This window comes from Rheinheimera sediminis, from assembly GCF_004005375.1.
In the GTDB taxonomy this organism is placed as follows: Bacteria; Pseudomonadota; Gammaproteobacteria; order Enterobacterales; family Alteromonadaceae; genus Pararheinheimera.
The window spans coordinates 38,125-53,718 of record NZ_RZUF01000008.1; the positions used below are offsets into that span (position 1 = coordinate 38,125).

Annotated in this window: 14 protein-coding genes and 3 tRNA genes; 15 read left to right on the forward strand and 2 right to left on the reverse strand. The window is 48.5% G+C overall.

What is annotated here, in order from left to right:
- Window positions 1-34 precede the first annotated feature (34 nt).
- A complete protein-coding gene (locus EMM73_RS06720; RefSeq protein WP_127685680.1) occupies window positions 35-1,399 on the reverse strand; it encodes an MATE family efflux transporter in 1,365 nt (454 codons plus the stop codon).
- A gap of 694 nt (window positions 1,400-2,093) precedes the next feature.
- Between EMM73_RS06720 and EMM73_RS06725 the strand changes: the two genes are divergently transcribed.
- The 11 genes from EMM73_RS06725 to nth all read left to right on the forward strand — a co-directional run bounded on the left by EMM73_RS06725 (window position 2,094) and on the right by nth (window position 11,739).
- Window positions 2,094-2,170, forward strand: a tRNA-Asn gene (locus EMM73_RS06725).
- A 26-nt stretch (window positions 2,171-2,196) separates the two neighbouring features.
- Window positions 2,197-2,273 (forward strand) — tRNA-Asn (locus EMM73_RS06730).
- A 35-nt stretch (window positions 2,274-2,308) separates the two neighbouring features.
- Window positions 2,309-2,385 (forward strand) — tRNA-Asn (locus EMM73_RS06735).
- Between the two features lie 121 nt (window positions 2,386-2,506).
- The gene (locus tag EMM73_RS06740) at window positions 2,507-4,363 is read left to right on the forward strand and encodes an EAL domain-containing protein (protein ID WP_127685681.1); all 1,857 of its coding nucleotides are present in this window, start codon (window positions 2,507-2,509) and stop codon (window positions 4,361-4,363) included.
- A gap of 820 nt (window positions 4,364-5,183) precedes the next feature.
- Window positions 5,184-5,765, forward strand: a complete 582-nt coding sequence (gene rsxA, locus EMM73_RS06745; RefSeq protein ID WP_127685682.1) for an electron transport complex subunit RsxA — start codon at window positions 5,184-5,186, stop codon at window positions 5,763-5,765.
- Complete coding sequence (rsxB, locus tag EMM73_RS06750; RefSeq protein ID WP_127685683.1) at window positions 5,766-6,320, forward strand: electron transport complex subunit RsxB; 555 nt, start codon at window positions 5,766-5,768, stop codon at window positions 6,318-6,320.
- A gap of 1 nt (window position 6,321) precedes the next feature.
- On the forward strand, window positions 6,322-8,622 hold the full coding sequence (rsxC, locus tag EMM73_RS06755) for an electron transport complex subunit RsxC (RefSeq protein ID WP_127685684.1): 2,301 nt from the start codon (window positions 6,322-6,324) through the stop codon (window positions 8,620-8,622).
- Entirely contained in the window at window positions 8,619-9,683 is a 1,065-nt protein-coding gene (gene rsxD, locus EMM73_RS06760; protein ID WP_127685685.1) for an electron transport complex subunit RsxD, read from the forward strand. Before rsxC ends, rsxD begins: the two co-directional genes overlap by 4 nt.
- Window positions 9,683-10,309 (forward strand): electron transport complex subunit RsxG, encoded by a 627-nt coding sequence (rsxG, locus tag EMM73_RS06765; protein WP_127685686.1) that lies wholly within the window; start codon window positions 9,683-9,685, stop codon window positions 10,307-10,309. Before rsxD ends, rsxG begins: the two co-directional genes overlap by 1 nt.
- Before the next feature lie 5 nt (window positions 10,310-10,314).
- Complete coding sequence (locus tag EMM73_RS06770; RefSeq protein ID WP_409994300.1) at window positions 10,315-11,037, forward strand: electron transport complex subunit E; 723 nt, start codon at window positions 10,315-10,317, stop codon at window positions 11,035-11,037.
- Between the two features lie 39 nt (window positions 11,038-11,076).
- Window positions 11,077-11,739, forward strand: coding sequence for an endonuclease III (gene nth, locus EMM73_RS06775; protein ID WP_127685687.1), 663 nt, complete (start codon window positions 11,077-11,079; stop codon window positions 11,737-11,739).
- A gap of 8 nt (window positions 11,740-11,747) precedes the next feature.
- Here the strand turns inward: nth and EMM73_RS06780 are convergent, their stop codons facing one another.
- Window positions 11,748-12,737, reverse strand: a complete 990-nt coding sequence (locus tag EMM73_RS06780) for a LysR substrate-binding domain-containing protein (RefSeq protein ID WP_127685688.1) — start codon at window positions 12,735-12,737, stop codon at window positions 11,748-11,750.
- Between the two features lie 136 nt (window positions 12,738-12,873).
- Here EMM73_RS06780 and EMM73_RS06785 point away from each other — a divergent pair, with 136 nt between their 5' ends.
- The 4 genes from EMM73_RS06785 to EMM73_RS06800 all read left to right on the forward strand — a co-directional run bounded on the left by EMM73_RS06785 (window position 12,874) and on the right by EMM73_RS06800 (window position 15,533).
- Window positions 12,874-13,059, forward strand: coding sequence for a hypothetical protein (locus EMM73_RS06785; protein WP_127685689.1), 186 nt, complete (start codon window positions 12,874-12,876; stop codon window positions 13,057-13,059).
- On the forward strand, window positions 13,049-13,456 hold the full coding sequence (locus EMM73_RS06790; protein ID WP_127685690.1) for a hypothetical protein: 408 nt from the start codon (window positions 13,049-13,051) through the stop codon (window positions 13,454-13,456). Before EMM73_RS06785 ends, EMM73_RS06790 begins: the two co-directional genes overlap by 11 nt.
- Window position 13,457: 1 nt before the next feature.
- Window positions 13,458-14,288 carry a DUF6671 family protein gene (locus EMM73_RS06795; RefSeq protein WP_127685691.1) on the forward strand — a complete coding sequence of 277 codons (831 nt, stop codon included), beginning with the start codon at window positions 13,458-13,460 and terminating at the stop codon, window positions 14,286-14,288.
- A 264-nt stretch (window positions 14,289-14,552) separates the two neighbouring features.
- On the forward strand, window positions 14,553-15,533 hold the full coding sequence (locus EMM73_RS06800; RefSeq protein WP_261373343.1) for an L-threonylcarbamoyladenylate synthase: 981 nt from the start codon (window positions 14,553-14,555) through the stop codon (window positions 15,531-15,533).
- The last annotated feature ends 61 nt before the right edge of the window (window positions 15,534-15,594 follow it).

Here is a 15,594-nt window from a genome sequence, read left to right on the forward strand (position 1 = left end):
TCGCGGCGACTATGCCACTTAAAGGCAAGACTCATCAGGATCCTCCACTTACAGTTAAAGCAGCCAGTTTACGTGTAAACCAACTGTACGCCAGAGAAGATGTAAACAGATTGGCAATTAAGCCGCCAACAAAAACCCCTATTACTCCGCCAACTAAACCACCGACGTAAGCAAAAGGTACATAAAATACGAAAAGGCGGATCAGGCTAAGCTGTAACGCATTCATAGGTAAATGCAAGGCATTAAAGGACGAGTTGGTCAGGATAATGATGCCCTGCAAACCATAACCTAAAGGCAAAATCCAGATAAAGTAGCGGATATACTGGGCGACTAAAGGATCGTCGGTAAATACATCGGCCACAGCCCAGGCGCAGGCAGCTAAGCCCAGATAAACCAAAAACTGCCAGGCTAAAATAAATTTAATACAACGCCTGTAGGCTTCATCAATACGCGGATAAGCACAGGCGCCATAGTTTTGACTGACAAAAGGCGGCAAGGTCATAGAAAGCGCCAGCACAACCAAACAGGCAATACTTTCAATACGTGCCCCTACACCAAAAGCGGCAACAGCTTCAGCGCCATAACTGGCCATCAGGGCCGTTAAGATAGCCATGGCCAAAGGAGTGAGCATATTGGCGCCCGCAGCTGGCAAACCTATGTACAAAATTTTGCGGCTGATTTGAATAAATTCAGCAAAAGGCTGATGCCCTAAATCAACCAGTTTGCGGCGCACCATCAGTAAATACAAAATCAGACTAAATCCCAATAACCAGGAAATCAGACTGGCCAGTGCAGCTCCGGCCACTCCCATCGCTGGCACAGGGCCCCAGCCAAAAATAAACAGCGGGTCCAGGATGGCATTGAGTAAACCCGCACAAGCCATCAAAATACTGGGCGTTTTGGTATCGCCAGCAGCACGCAGCACCGCATTACCAATCATAGGAGTAATTAAGAACACAGCGCCTAAAAACCAGATTTGCATATAGTCGTGAATAAAAGGCAAGGTATCGTCTTTTGCCCCTAGGAGGCGGAATAAAGGATCGATCGTCAGATAGCCCAGCAAAGACAAGGCCATGACCAGATAGGCTGACAGCCATAAGGCGGCTAAGCCATCACTTCGCGCACTTTTTTCGTCACCACTGCCTAAAGCACGGGCTATCACAGCTGAAGTACCTATGCTTAAACCTATAGCTAAGCTGATCACGGTAAAAGTGACAGGAAACGTAAAACTGACAGCAGCCAGCTCTGCTGTACCCAGCATACTGATAAAAAAGGTATCCACCAGATTAAATGACATAAGCGTGAGCATGCCAAAAAGCACTGGTACCGTCATTTGTTTGAGTGTGGCCTGAATATCACCTTTGAGCAGATCAGGACGTTTGGAAGTGGATTGAGTCATAACAGTCAGCTTTAGCGCAAGTGGCGGCTATTGTAGAGAAAAGTAACACTTCGCACTACCCGCGCCACCATAAATAAGCTGGACTTGGGATAAGCCCTGCCACTGAATAGACATCTTCGCGCCTCTCTGCGTTGCTCTGTCTAGCCATAGCTTGCTATGGCATACGACAAAGCGCCTTGAGATCGAAAAAAGTCGACACTCGTTATCCCGAGCTCAGGTTAAATATAAAAGCCATCTGGTGCAAAGTTGTGCTGGACTACTAAAAAATGTTCACAATCTGCTTTTGCATAGAAACTTTGTTTCATTAACAAGGTATGACATAAAGTTTCAGTTCTTTCAAATTTATAAGCCATTGTTTTATAAAGAATAAAAAATTAACCTGAAACCTATTGATCTGGCGCTAAGCCTTATCAATTAAGGCTTAGCTTCCCCTTCAGGCCAACAACTCACAGACTTATCCACAGATTCTGTGGGTAACTTACGCCAGCCCTTGAGTGGCCTGACTTTGACAAATTACAGTCTAGCCACTAAGTGCGAATAGCTTTTGCATAGTCAGAATTATCAGTTGCACAGCTTTTCTACTGGCTTTGGCTAAACAAGCAGCAAGTGAACTTGTTTTGTGAAAAAGCTCTGGTCTAAGTGTTGACAGTGTTTAACACCGGCATTAGTATTGCGCCCCGTTGCAGAACACAGTTCCTCAGTAGCTCAGCTGGTTAGAGCGGCGGACTGTTAATCCGTAGGTCGTTGGTTCGAGCCCAACCTGGGGAGCCACTGTAGTCTCAACACATTATTTCAGTTCCTCAGTAGCTCAGCTGGTTAGAGCGGCGGACTGTTAATCCGTAGGTCGTTGGTTCGAGCCCAACCTGGGGAGCCAACTGAAGTAATGACAATTTGGTAACCGTAGACAATTCCTCAGTAGCTCAGCCGGTTAGAGCGGCGGACTGTTAATCCGTAGGTCGTTGGTTCGAGTCCAACCTGGGGAGCCACCAAAAGTACTCTATCCTCCATAGTTAATTCTTTCTTTTCTTTAGTGTTTTTCTTTGAAATATCTTAAGCTTCTGTTCTGATGTTCAAGTCCGGAAAAGAATTCAGTATGGATTGCCTGCTATGAAGTCCCCATCCTTTAATGCGTTAACTCATTGGACTGCCGCTTTTGTTTCAGCATTGCTGGCACTTTGGCTGTTTTGGTTTGCGGCCGCTCAACAAATCCAAAGCTTGTATCAGCTGCATTACAGTGCCATTCAGCAAATGCTGGTCAGTGATTTAACAGGCGACACCAAGATCCTGACTCGTCAGCTCAGCAGCAGTTTTGATTTACCTTATTTAAAAGTCAGCCAATTGGATGGAGTGGTGTTGCATGAGCAGAGCAATACGCTGCCAACTTATAGACTGGCGTTCTGGCTGCTGGATAAGTTTGACCGTCCTATCATCGCGGCCTCTATTAAAGATCAATCACACAATTTACAGGTGGAGTTTTTGCCAGCCCTGGCCGAACAATTAGACAGGTTAGAACTTTTATCCCTGTATTTATTTTTTGGCATACTAGTGCTGGGCATTTTGCCCTATTACCTGCAACCAGCCCGGCCAAAACAAGCCAAAGATCTGCCACCTCATCCTATAGAAGAAGCAGTGCATCAAGCTCCCGCTGTAGTGCAGCCACTGCAGTCGCAACAAAGCAGTTCAGGAACCGACTATTTATTAGAACTGGCTCTGTATGACCAGCTCACTTCACTGCCGAATCGTCAGCAATTTGTGCGCTATTACGAGCAGCAGGTTAAAGCCGCTAACGCTGCGTATCAGTCCATTTTTCTTGTGGTTCGTTGCAGTAGTCTGAGCCAAATCAACCAGACTAAAGGCTATCTGGCTGGTGATTTGTACATCAAAGAAATGGCGGATTTATTAAAGGCATTGCCGCAGTTGTCGGATGAAAGTCCATTGTTTCGCTTAAACAACACTGATTTTTGCGTCTGGTTTCCACAGAAGAGTACTGAATACACGGAAGATCTGCTGTTGTTGCTGCAACAAGGTTTTCAGTCATATCGGCAGCAAAAACAACTGGATGCAGTGGCGTTAACCGCTTTAGTTGAAGTGGCTCAGGGTAAACCTTTAGCTGAATTGCTGGCGATGGCCGATGCCGCATTGGGCCTGGCGAAAGCGAAGAACAGCAAAGTGGCGGCTCAATCTGATCAATGGCACTTGCTAAGCGATATGCAGCAAGTAAGTGCCGACTCTCAGCTGAGTAGCCAAGATTGGCTTAGGCTCTTTGATGATGTAGTGCAAAGCCAAAGGCTGAGCTTGTTAGCCCAACCTATTCAGGCTCTGAATAAAACCACTAAAACCTATGCCGAATTAGTAGTGCGATTTCGTAACAGTGACGATCAGTTGTTACCCACAGCGTCGTTTTTAGAGATGGCGCAAAAGCTCGACAAGCTGATCGAAATAGAACAGCTGATCGTAAAACAGGCATTGATACTGGCAGCCAAACATCCGGATCAAAGTTTTGGTGTGAATTTGTCAGACTATTCGGTGCAGACAGAAGGCTTTATCAGCTTCCTTGAGCAGCGCTTAGCGAAAGACTCCGATGTCAGTTCCAGGCTGGTGTTTGAAATAAGCGAGTCGGGTTTGTTGCAGAATCTGAAGTTGAGTAAAAAGCTGATTGATATGCTGCACCAGTTCGGTTCAAGGATAACAGTGGAAAAGTTTGGTGCTGGCATTACGTCGTTTAAATTTTTCCGCGAGTTAAAACCTGATTTTGCAAAAATGGACGCAAGCTACACCAGACAGATTGAAGACGATAAAAACAATCAGTACTACGTTCGGCTGATGGTCGATTTAGCCCACCGTATTGGCGTCGCAGTCTTTGCAGAACATGTCGAGACGGCAGCGGAACAACAGATGTTGGAATCGCTGTTAATAGATGGTGTACAAGGTTACTTCTTCAGTAAGCCCGCGCCACTGGAATAATGCGCTGGTGTAAACGGGCGGGGTAAACCCCGCCCCTACGATGCATTGATGTTGATTTGGATTTGGGTTGCCTTGGTGTCTGCGGGCGGGGTAAACCCCGCCCCTACGGTGCATTGATGTTGGTTTGGATTTGGGTTGCCTTGGCTTGGTTTCTGCGGGCGGGGTAAACCCCGCCCCTACGTTGGATGTCAGTGGGCGGGTACAAGACCCGCCCCTACGATGCAGTGATGTTGATTTGGATTTGGGTTGCCTTGGCTTGGTTTCAGCGGGCGGGGTAAACCCCGCCCCTACGATTGATGTCTGTGGGCGGGTACAAGACCCGCCCCTACGGTGCCTTGATGTTGATTTGTATTTGGGTGGCCTTGGTTTGGTGCCTGCGGGCGGGTACAAGACCCGCACCTACGATGCCTTGATGTTGATTTGGATTTGGGTGGCCTTGGTTTGGTTTCTGCGGGCGGGTACAAGACCCGCCCCTACGATGCATTGATGTTGATTTGGATTTGGGTTGCCTTGGTGCCTGCGGACGGGTACAAGACCCGCCCCTACGGTGCATTGATGTTGATTTGGATTTGGGTGGCATTGGTTTGGTGCCTGCGGGCGGGGTAAACCCCGCCCCTACGTTTGATGTCTGCGGGCGGGTACAAGACACGCCCTTACGGAGCCTTGATGTTTATGTAGGGGCGACCTTTATGGTCGCCCGAGATTTTTAATCAGTTTTATCCAGCGCTATCGCCTCAGTTCTATGCCATTCGCGTTTAGTGTTGTTGTTTCGATTGTTACAAAGCCGCATAATAGCGCGACTTTTTTCTGAGGTTCTTTTATGTCGGAATTTTTGCTGTTGCTGGTCAGCACAGTGCTGGTGAATAACTTCGTGCTGGTGAAATTTTTAGGGCTATGCCCAGTGATGGGCGTATCAAAAAAACTAGAAACTGCGATTGGCATGTCCATGGCCACCACTTTTGTTCTGACTTTAGCCTCTCTTTGCAGTTATCTGGTTGATGTTTACCTGCTACAGCCGCTGGACTTAATGTACCTCCGTACTTTGAGTTTTATCCTGGTGATTGCTGTGGTCGTGCAATTTACCGAAATGGTGGTGCATAAAACCAGTCCGACCTTGTACCGATTACTTGGTATATTTTTACCTTTGATCACCACTAACTGTGCTGTGCTGGGTGTGGCTATTCTGAACGTCAATGCCCGGCACGATTTCTTCTCTTCAGTGGTGTATGGCTTTGGTGCTGCAGTAGGATTTTCTTTAGTACTGATTTTATTTGCGGCTATGCGTGAACGTTTAGCCGCGGCTGATGTGCCAGTGTCTTTCAGAGGTGCTGCCATAGGTATGATTACTGCGGGTTTAATGTCATTAGCCTTTATGGGCTTTACTGGTTTGGTGAAAGCGTAAATGTCTATTATTACTGCTTTGTGGGCTTTGGGTATTCTGGCTGTTATTTTTGGTGCCGCCTTAGGATACGCAGCCATACGTTTTAAAGTGGACGCGGATCCGCTGGTTGAACAAATTGATGAAATTTTACCGCAAACCCAATGCGGTCAATGTGGTTATCCGGGCTGCAGGCCTTATGCGGAAGCTATAGCCAATGGCGATGACATCAATAAGTGTCCGCCAGGTGGCGATACCACTATCAAAAAGCTGGCCGATCTGATGGGGGTGGAAGCCAAACCTCTGGATGCAGCTCAAACTCCGGCAATAAAACGTGTCGCTTTTATCCGCGAAGATGAGTGTATTGGTTGTACCAAATGTATTCAGGCTTGCCCTGTGGATGCGATTGTGGGTGCTTCGAAGCAAATGCACACTGTTATTGTTGACGAGTGCACCGGCTGTGATTTATGTGTTGAACCTTGTCCTGTGGATTGCATAGATATGGTGCCATTGGCCAGCAGCATTGAACGCTGGAAATGGGACCTTAATGCCATTCCTGTCAAAGTGCTGGAGTCGTAACTTGCCTACTTTATTTCAACAAATTCAGGCAGGAAAAGTCTGGGACTTTCATGGTGGTATTCATCCACCAAGCCGTAAAGAGCGCACTAACCAAAAACCTGTGGCGCTTTTAGATATTCCTGACCGTTTATATGTTCCACTGCGCCAGCATATTGGTGTTGCTGGCAAGCTATTAGTCAAAGTCGGCGATCGGGTACTTAAAGGCCAGGCTCTGACTCAGGCTGATAATGCGATGGCTGTACCTGTGCACGCCCCCACCTCTGGCACAGTGCTGGCGATTGAACTTCATACCAGTACTCACCCTTCCAGCTTAGCTGAACCTACTTTAGTGCTGACTCCGGATGGTATGGACGAGTGGCGTCCCCGCAAACCTTTGGATCCTGCAGTGGTAGATAACTACACTTTATTGGAACGTATTCAGGAATCTGGTATTGCCGGTATGGGCGGTGCGGGTTTTCCAACGCACATTAAAGTCAATGTGAAGCAGCCGGTTGATTATCTGATTATCAATGCTGTGGAATGCGAGCCTTATATCACAGCAGATGACATGCTGATGCAGGAGCGCGCCAGCGACATTATTGCCGGTATAGAGATACTGGTAAAACTGCTGAGTCCAAAAGCAGTATTGATAGGCATAGAAGACGACAAACCTATAGCGGCAGCCTCATTAAAAGCTGCTATAGGCCAAAAAGATAACTACTTCGTTCGGGAAGTCCCCACCAAGTACCCTTCAGGTGGCGAAAAACAATTAATTCAGTTGCTGACGAATAAAGAAGTGCCAGCAGGTCGCAGACCTCTGGATATTGGCATTGTGATGCAAAACGTCGGTACAGCTTTTGCGATAGCTCAGGCGGTGTTGGACGATATTCCACTGATCCACCGCGTAGTGACTGTGGCTGGCGAAACCCTGGCGCAGCAACAAAACGTACTGGCACTGATAGGAACGCCCATCTCAGATTTGCTGACTGCTTGCGGTTTTCAGGCAGAACAACGCCAGCGCATTATTGTTGGAGGCCCAATGATGGGCTTTGCGATAGCAGACTGGTCTGTACCTGTGGTTAAAACCACCAACTGCATTTTAGCCCCGACCGAACAGGAACTGGGTGCAGTCAGTGAGGAAATGGATTGTATCCGTTGTAGTGCTTGTGCTGACGCCTGCCCTGCCAGCTTATTACCGCAGCAACTGTTGTGGTACAGCAAAGCCAAAGATCAGGACAAACTAGCCGAATACAATTTATCCGACTGCATTGAATGTGGCGCCTGTGCTTATGTCTGTCCAAGCGAAATTCCGTTGGTGCATTACTACCGGGTGGCCAAAGCAGAGATCCGTGAAACCCAGCGTGAAGCCTTAAAAGCAGAGCAAGCCAAAGCACGTTTTGATGCCCGTACCGAACGTTTAGAGCGGGAAAAACAAGAACGTCTGGAACGCAACCAACAACTGGCGGCTCAGCGTGTTGCGCAGCAACAAGCCAGTGGTCAGGCGGCACAAAGCGCTGCAGCTGTGCAACAGGCGCTGGAGCGCAGCCAACAACTAGCAGCACCAGCTCTGGATAAAGCACAAATTATTGCAGAGCGCGAGCGTAAAAAAGCCGAAGCTTTGGCTTATCAGCAGCAAAAACAACAATCTGCGGCCACGGAGTCAGCTCCAGCCCAAACTGAAGCAGCAACAGAAGACCCACGTAAAGCCGCTATTGCCGCCGCCTTAGCTCGTGCCAAAGCAAAAAAACTAACACAGCAAGAGCCTGAAACCCAGCCTGAAACTGCTGCAGAACCAACTCAGGTTGAAGCACCAGCAGCTGATGCAGATGCGAAAAAAGCCGCAGTAGCTGCAGCTATAGCGCGGGCTAAAGCGAAAAAGCTGACAGAGCAAGAGCCGCAAGCCCAGCCAGACTCAGTTGCAGCAACTGCTGCTGAGCCAGCTCAGGTTGAAGCAGCTGCGTCTGATATCGATGCGAAAAAAGCCGCCATAGCAGCTGCTATAGCGCGGGCTAAAGCGAAAAAACTGACAGAGCAAGAGCCGCAATCCCAGCCAGACTCAGTTGCAGCCGCTGCTGCAGAGCCAGCTCAGGTTGAAGCACCAGCGTCTGATGTCGATGCGAAAAAAGCCGCAGTAGCAGCCGCTATAGCGCGGGCTAAAGCAAAAAAGCTGACGCAGCAAGAGCCTGAAGCCCAGCCTGAAACTACTGCAGAGCCAGCTCAGGTTGAAGCAGCAGCATCTGATGTCGATGCGAAAAAAGCCGCCATAGCAGCTGCTATAGCGCGGGCTAAAGCGAAAAAACAACAAAATAGTGAGCCGTTATGAGTTTTAAAATCGCCAGCTCCCCGCACCAGCACAACCAAAAGAGCACAGCTCAGTTGATGAAGTTGGTGGCTTTAGCTGCTGTACCAGGTATTGCAGTACAAGCTTACTTTTTTGGCTATGGGGTACTGATCCAACTGCTATTGGCCATAGCGACCGCCTTGCTTTGTGAAGCCTCAGTACTGGCCCTGCGCGGTAAAAAAGTGAAAGCTAAATTGCTGGACCACAGCGCTGTGGTGACCGCCGTATTGCTTGCTGTAGCTATCCCTTCTTATGCCCCCTGGTGGTTGGTAGTGATAGGAACAGCTTTTGCGATTATTGTAGTGAAACAACTGTACGGAGGCTTAGGCAACAATTTATTTAACCCGGCGATGGCGGCTTATGTGTTGCTCTTAGTATCCTTTCCTTTGCCTATGACCAGTTGGTTACCCGCAGCACCTTTACAACAGCAAAGTCTGGGGCCCGCTGATGCGGTTTGTACTATTTTCACCCAGTTCAGTTGCAGTGGCTACAGTATCAGCCAACTGCGTCAAAATGTGGATGGCGTCAGTATGGCGACACCACTGGATACATTAAAAACGGACCTGGCGCAGGGCTACACCACAACCGAAAGCATGGACAAACCGGTGTTTGGCTGGTTATCCGGCGAAGGCTGGTTTTGGGTTAATCTGGCCTATTTACTCGGTGGTTTGTTTTTGTTGCAGCAAAAAGTCATTCAATGGCGCATTCCGGTGGCTGTGTTAGGCTCCTTGTTTAGCTTTAGTTTTATCGCCTGGTTACTATCGCCAGACACCAATGCCAGCCCGCTGTTTCAGTTATTTTCTGGTGCCACTATGCTGGCAGCATTTTTTATTGCGACCGACCCGGTATCGGCTTCCACCACAGAAAAAGGTCGCTTGGTTTTTGGGGCTTTAATTGGCGGCCTGGTGTTTGTGATCCGTAGTTACGGCGGTTATCCGGATGCCTTCGCTTTTGCCGTGATGCTGGCCAATATGGCGGTTCCTTTGATTGACTATTACACCCAGCCACGCACCTATGGCCATAAAAATAAGGGAGCGCGCTAATGCTGAGTTCTGTCACTAAAAACGCCTTGCTGCTGGGCACTGCAGCCCTGCTTTGTGTTTTTGCCGTGGCTGCGGTGAATGAAATCACCAAAGTTGAAATTAAGCAGCAGCAACTTGATAGTAAACTTCGCACTCTGGTTGAAGTAATGCCTGAACTTGCAGGCAATACAGAGGTTTTGCACGATTGCGTCGCGGTGTTGGATACAGAGTTATTGGGAAAAGATGCGACACAACAGATCTACCGCTATCGCGTTGATGGCTCAGTCAAAGCCTATTTGGTAGAAACCACGGCGCCAGATGGCTACAGCGGTGCTATTGAGGTATTGGCAGCTATTAGCCCAGAGCAACAGATTATTGGCGTTCGAGTACTGACCCATAAAGAAACCCCGGGCCTTGGAGATAAAGTAGAACTTCGTAAAAGCCCTTGGGTTTTAAGTTTTAATGGCAAAACTTTGGCCTCAGCTGAAGATCGCAGCTTTGCGGTGAAAAAAGACGGCGGTCAATTCGATCAGTTCTCCGGTGCCACTATTACGCCACGCGCCGTGGTGAAAGCAGTGAAAAATGCTGCTATCTATATTCAGCAACATCCTGAACTGGCCAGCTTGCCAGCTAATTGTGGAGCCTGAGCCCTATGGAAACTACTGCTGTAGAACAAAAAGTGAGCCCTTATCAGGAACTTGTTCGGCAAGGGCTGTGGAAAAACAACCCGGGCCTGGTGCAGCTATTAGGGCTTTGCCCTTTGTTGGCCGTGACCAATAGCCTGACCAGTGCGCTGGGGTTAGGTTTAGCCACTATGCTGGTATTGCTTAGTACCAACACAGTGGTATCGCTGGTTCGGAACTATGTGCCGAATGAAATCCGTATTCCGGTGTTTGTCATGGTCATAGCTTCCGTAGTGACTGTGATCGAACTGCTGATGCATGCTTTTATGTACAACCTGTATCAGGCGCTAGGCATTTTTATTCCACTGATGGTCACCAACTGTATTGTGATAGGCAGAGCTGAAGCTTATGCCTCGAAAAACGCAGTGCTACCAGCGGCTTTCGACGGCTTGATGATGGGCACTGGTTTTGCGTTAGTGCTCTGTACTTTGGGTGCAGTACGAGAAGTACTGGGGGCTGGCACCTTGTTTGCCGGAGCTGATTTGCTGCTGGGTGACTGGGCCAAAGTGTTGACCGTGCATTTGTACCAGGCGGATCATCAGTTTTTGTTGGCCATATTACCGCCCGGTGCTTTTTTAGTGATGGGTTTTTTGATTGCAGGCAAAAATGCTGTAGATGCTCGAATTGCGGCCAAAGCTAAACCTGCGGAACAAAAAATCAGCCGGGCACGAGTCACTCATGTGTCCAGTTAGCTTTAAAAAATTTGAATAAAGAGTTTTAAATAAAACCAGATGAATAAAGCAAAACGTATTCAGATTTTACAGCGACTGCGGGAAAACAATCCCAAGCCAACCACTGAGCTGGAGTTCAATTCTCCTTTTGAATTGCTGGTTGCTGTGTTGCTGTCTGCTCAGGCGACGGATGTCAGCGTTAATAAAGCCACCCGCCTGCTCTACCCTGTTGCTAATACGCCGCAAGCCATTTTTGATTTAGGTGTGGATGGCGTAAAGCAGTACATCAAAACCATAGGGCTGTTTAACTCAAAAGCAGAGAACCTGATTAAAACCTGCCGCATCCTGATAGACCAGCACAATGGCATAGTGCCGGAAAATCGGGAAGCTTTAGAAGCCTTGCCAGGCGTAGGCCGCAAAACCGCCAACGTGGTGCTGAACACCGCCTTCGGCTGGCTAAAAGATAACGAAGGTAACTACTTTATCGCCGTTGATACCCATATCCAGCGCGTGGCCAACCGCACCGGCTACGCCAAAGGCAAAACGGTTGAAGAGACCGAGCAAAGCATTATCCGGAATACGCCAAACAAAGAAGAGTTTATGTTTGACTTGCATCACTGGTTGATCCTGCATGGCCGCTATACCTGCGTGGCACGCAAACCCAAATGTGGCTCTTGTATTATTGAGGACCTGTGTGAGTTTAAAGAGAAAGTCGACCCATAGTCGCCTTCTCACGTCTTTTTTTGTGCAGCTGCAGCTTGCAGATAGTCTAGGAAATGCCGGGCTGTGGCCGATAACGGGTTATCTTTACGCCAGACCACAGACCAATGCCGGATAATTGGGAAGTCTTTGACTTTGACTATGCTCAATCCGGCTTGGCACAAGGCCTCATAGTCTAGTGGCACCGCAGTTTTAGTCGTGGCTGCCGCAGACTGAGCGCCTGACCATACCGAAGGTTGTAAGGCCAATTGCGATAGCACTGCAATACCTAAACCTGCTGCGACTGAATGTTTTATCGCTTCGTTACTGCCTAAACTCATCACTACATTTGGTTTAAAATTATGTTCTTTGAAATGCTGCTCTGCCGCCATACGAGTGCCACTTCCGGACTCTCGCATCAACCAACGCTCTGTGCTTAACTCATTCAGCTCAACTGTTTTATTCGCTAAAGCGTGCTTTGACGAAGTGATGATCACCAAGGGATTGATCTGAAACTGCAGGCGTTCCAGCGGCAGGTCATCCGGGGGCATCATCATGACCGCCAGATCGTCTATCCCCTGAGTAAGGCGCCCCACCACTCTGTCTCTGTTTTCAATTGCCAGCTCAATTTCTACCCCCTGATGTGCAGCGGAAAAGGGCCCTAATAAATCAGGCACAAAGTATTCGGCCGTTGTTACTGCAGCGATACGCAGACGACCGCTGACCAATCCATTGATTTCAGCAATTCTGGCTTCGAAGCGTTGCCAGCATGCAGCCACTTCACGTACTGCTTTATAAAGCTCTTCGCCGGCCTGAGTTAAACGTATTTGCCTACCTGTTGTTTCGAATAATCGCTGGCCTGTAGTCACAGATAATTCGCGCAGTTGTACCGACACTGTTGGCTGACTGACATACAGCTCTTGCGCTGCTTTGGTGACTGATAACAAACGCGCTGCAGACTCAAAGGCCCGAAGTTGTTGTGGAGTAATACGCTGAAATCGGGCAAGAGTGAGAGCAGGCATAATGAATTCTCTGTTTTTACTAAGCACAGCACAAATCTATAGCTTTGAAGCTATGGATTCAATTAAAACAAAGTATTTTTATTTATAGATTTGCTGACATACAGTGCGCCCACTGGCACATTGAAGTATCGCTACCATGAGAAATCAGCAGCTTGTTATTGAAAATAATAGAAACAATGGCCGTCAGCAGCAGAGCTTCGAAGGCAAAGATATAGCTATTATGGGTGAAAAAACCAAAGTTCTGGTCAATACCGACCAGTTTGCTGCTGCGGTCATAGCTCGACTTGGTGCCAACGCAGAGGTTTACGGCCGTGACTTATAAAAACTCAGCTCTGCAGCAAAAGCCTGCTACTCCAGACTATGAAGCGAAAGCGCCTGCGGAAAAAATTATCGTCGGCGTTGACGTTTTTTTGCATAAACACCAACTCTCAGCGAGCATGCTGGCTGAACGCCTGAAGCTGCTGGAAACCGCAGAACTTGAATTGGAAATGATCACGAATAGGGGCGTAAAAGTATGGCCTGATGGCTTTCCTGAAACCTTCTGTACCGACCAATGGCGATGTCGTTTTATGCTCAAAGCAGGCCTGACGCAACTCGGATATGGCGATATCATTCGCCTGCTTAGTCTTATCTCAGCCAATAATCTGGACGTGATTAAAACCGAGAACCTCTGCACCTTTCACGGTGAACCGGGCTTTATGTTGGGGCAAGGGCTATAAGATGAAAGCAAAAGAACTAAGGGCAGCGCTACTGACGAAACATCAAAAATTAGCTTTGATAGCGCCTGCTTTAGCCCAGGTTGGCTTAAAACTACAGCTGACCGAAGCTTTTGATACTGACGCTTTGGGTTCATTTTCTGGTGAAACAGCGCGCACACAAAGCCCGTTGGACTGCGCAAAAACCAAAGCAAAACTGGCCTGCGAAGCGACAGGCCTTGCTATAGGTATTGGCAGTGAGGGCAGCTTTGGTGGTGGTCCAGCTCCTGGCTTGCTGAATTGGGATGACGAGGTGCTGTGCCTGTTTTATCAGGATAAGCAGCAATTCATTATGGCTTATGCTTCAGGCCCGGTACCTTTGTCTGATCTCAAAACAGATCAGCTTGCACTGATCCGTGCGCACCTGGAGCAGCATGATGCAGCACAAGGTTGGCTCCTCAGTTACAGCACTGGCTTGCTAAAAGGACTACTCGGCTTTGATGCTATTTTTCAGGCTGTGCAGCATGCAGATTTGCTTAGTACCTCAGGGCAATTGACAGAAGTTATTCGTATTTCACCAGATTTACGCGCTCACTTATGCCCTGCCCGGCAGCGTTATATTCAGCAGGCGGCAGCCCAGCTCGCTGACAGGTTGCTTGCACTTTGTCCTGTGTGTCAGGCGGCCGATTTTTGGCGTAAAGCGCATGAACCGGGTCTGCCCTGTTCCGCCTGCACTTACCCCACGCAGCGGGTGAAATACTATATAAAAAAATGCGATTGTTGTGGTCATACCGAGCATGAGCCTCCGGCCGAACCTTATGCAGAACCGGCTTATTGCCCACTTTGTAATCCTTAACTAACCTGAACTCGGGATAAGCCGTGCCACTGAATAGACATCTTTTCGCGCCTCTCTGCGTTGCTCCGTCTAGCCATAGCTTGCTATGGCGTACGACCAAGCGCCTTGAGATCCACAAAAATCTGTACATTCAGTCAGCAAAGACTTTGGTTGCTTAACGTAACAATGTTACTTCGTTGATTTAATTCATTAAATCGAAAAAAGTCGACACTCATTATCCCGAGTTCAGGTTAACTACCAACCACCAGGTACCGGAGTCAAACTGTGTTGAATACCCTGATGTTACACTCTGCAGTTGCAGAACATGTCCACACTGCAGCAGAGTTATTAAAGCAAGGAAAGCTGGTTGCAGTGCCTACTGAAACTGTTTATGGCCTGGCAGCAAATGCCCGAAACAAAGAGGCAGTGAAGCAGATTTTTGTTGCCAAAGGCAGGCCTGCTGATCATCCGCTGATTGTCCATCTGCATGCAGCCACAGCACTGAAAGACTGGGCAAAAGATATTCCTGCCCAGGCTTTTGCACTTGCAGAGGCATTTTGGCCAGGTCCACTCACCTTGTTGCTTAAAAAAGCAGATCACGTCGACAGCTGTGTGACTGGAGGTTTGGATACCATAGGCTTACGAGTGCCGGCTCATCCTGTGTTGTTGCAGCTACTGGCAGCTGAGCAACTAGCGGTCGCAGCACCTTCTGCTAATCCCTACAAAAGATTAAGCCCAACCTGTGCGCAGCACGTCATGGACACCATGGCAGGCAAACTTGATGCAGTGCTGAATGGGGGCGACTGTGAGTTTGGTCTTGAATCTACTATTGTCAGTTTGGTTGGTGACTCCATAGCGGTAGTGCGCGCCGGTCCTATTAGTGCAGAACAGTTAGAGCAGGTACTGGGGCAGAAGGTGGAGACACCGGAACAGCATCAGGTGAAGGTCTCGGGCAATGTGGCAGCTCACTACCAACCTCAGACCCCATTGCGCTGTGTTTCCACTCTTGAGCTCAACAGGCTGCTTGAAAACAACAGGCTAAAACTTGCGGTGCTGTCTTTCAGTGAACCGTCTTATACAACGCAGGTTCACTGGCAATATCGCATGCCAAATGACGCCATGCAGTATGGCCGAGATTTATACAAACAGCTGTATTTAGCAGATCAAAGTGGTGCCGAACTTATTGTGGTAGAGCATCCGCCTTCGGATGGCGCATGGCTTGCCGTGCAGAACAGACTAATGCGTGCCGCCTATCAGGAAGCTTAAATCCAGCAGCAACTGTGAGGGTATGCAGACTTTATAGACGACGTTTAGAGGTGGATCATCG

Coding starts and splice junctions, on each gene's coding strand:
- EMM73_RS06720 (WP_127685680.1), bottom strand. CDS start 1,399: ATGACTCAATCCACTTCCAAACGTCCTGATCTGCTCAAAGGTGATATT.
- EMM73_RS06740 (WP_127685681.1), top strand. CDS start 2,507: ATGAAGTCCCCATCCTTTAATGCGTTAACTCATTGGACTGCCGCTTTT.
- rsxA (WP_127685682.1), top strand. CDS start 5,184: ATGTCGGAATTTTTGCTGTTGCTGGTCAGCACAGTGCTGGTGAATAAC.
- rsxB (WP_127685683.1), top strand. CDS start 5,766: ATGTCTATTATTACTGCTTTGTGGGCTTTGGGTATTCTGGCTGTTATT.
- rsxD (WP_127685685.1), top strand. CDS start 8,619: ATGAGTTTTAAAATCGCCAGCTCCCCGCACCAGCACAACCAAAAGAGC.
- rsxG (WP_127685686.1), top strand. CDS start 9,683: ATGCTGAGTTCTGTCACTAAAAACGCCTTGCTGCTGGGCACTGCAGCC.
- EMM73_RS06770 (WP_409994300.1), top strand. CDS start 10,315: ATGGAAACTACTGCTGTAGAACAAAAAGTGAGCCCTTATCAGGAACTT.
- nth (WP_127685687.1), top strand. CDS start 11,077: ATGAATAAAGCAAAACGTATTCAGATTTTACAGCGACTGCGGGAAAAC.
- EMM73_RS06780 (WP_127685688.1), bottom strand. CDS start 12,737: ATGCCTGCTCTCACTCTTGCCCGATTTCAGCGTATTACTCCACAACAA.
- EMM73_RS06785 (WP_127685689.1), top strand. CDS start 12,874: ATGAGAAATCAGCAGCTTGTTATTGAAAATAATAGAAACAATGGCCGT.
- EMM73_RS06795 (WP_127685691.1), top strand. CDS start 13,458: ATGAAAGCAAAAGAACTAAGGGCAGCGCTACTGACGAAACATCAAAAA.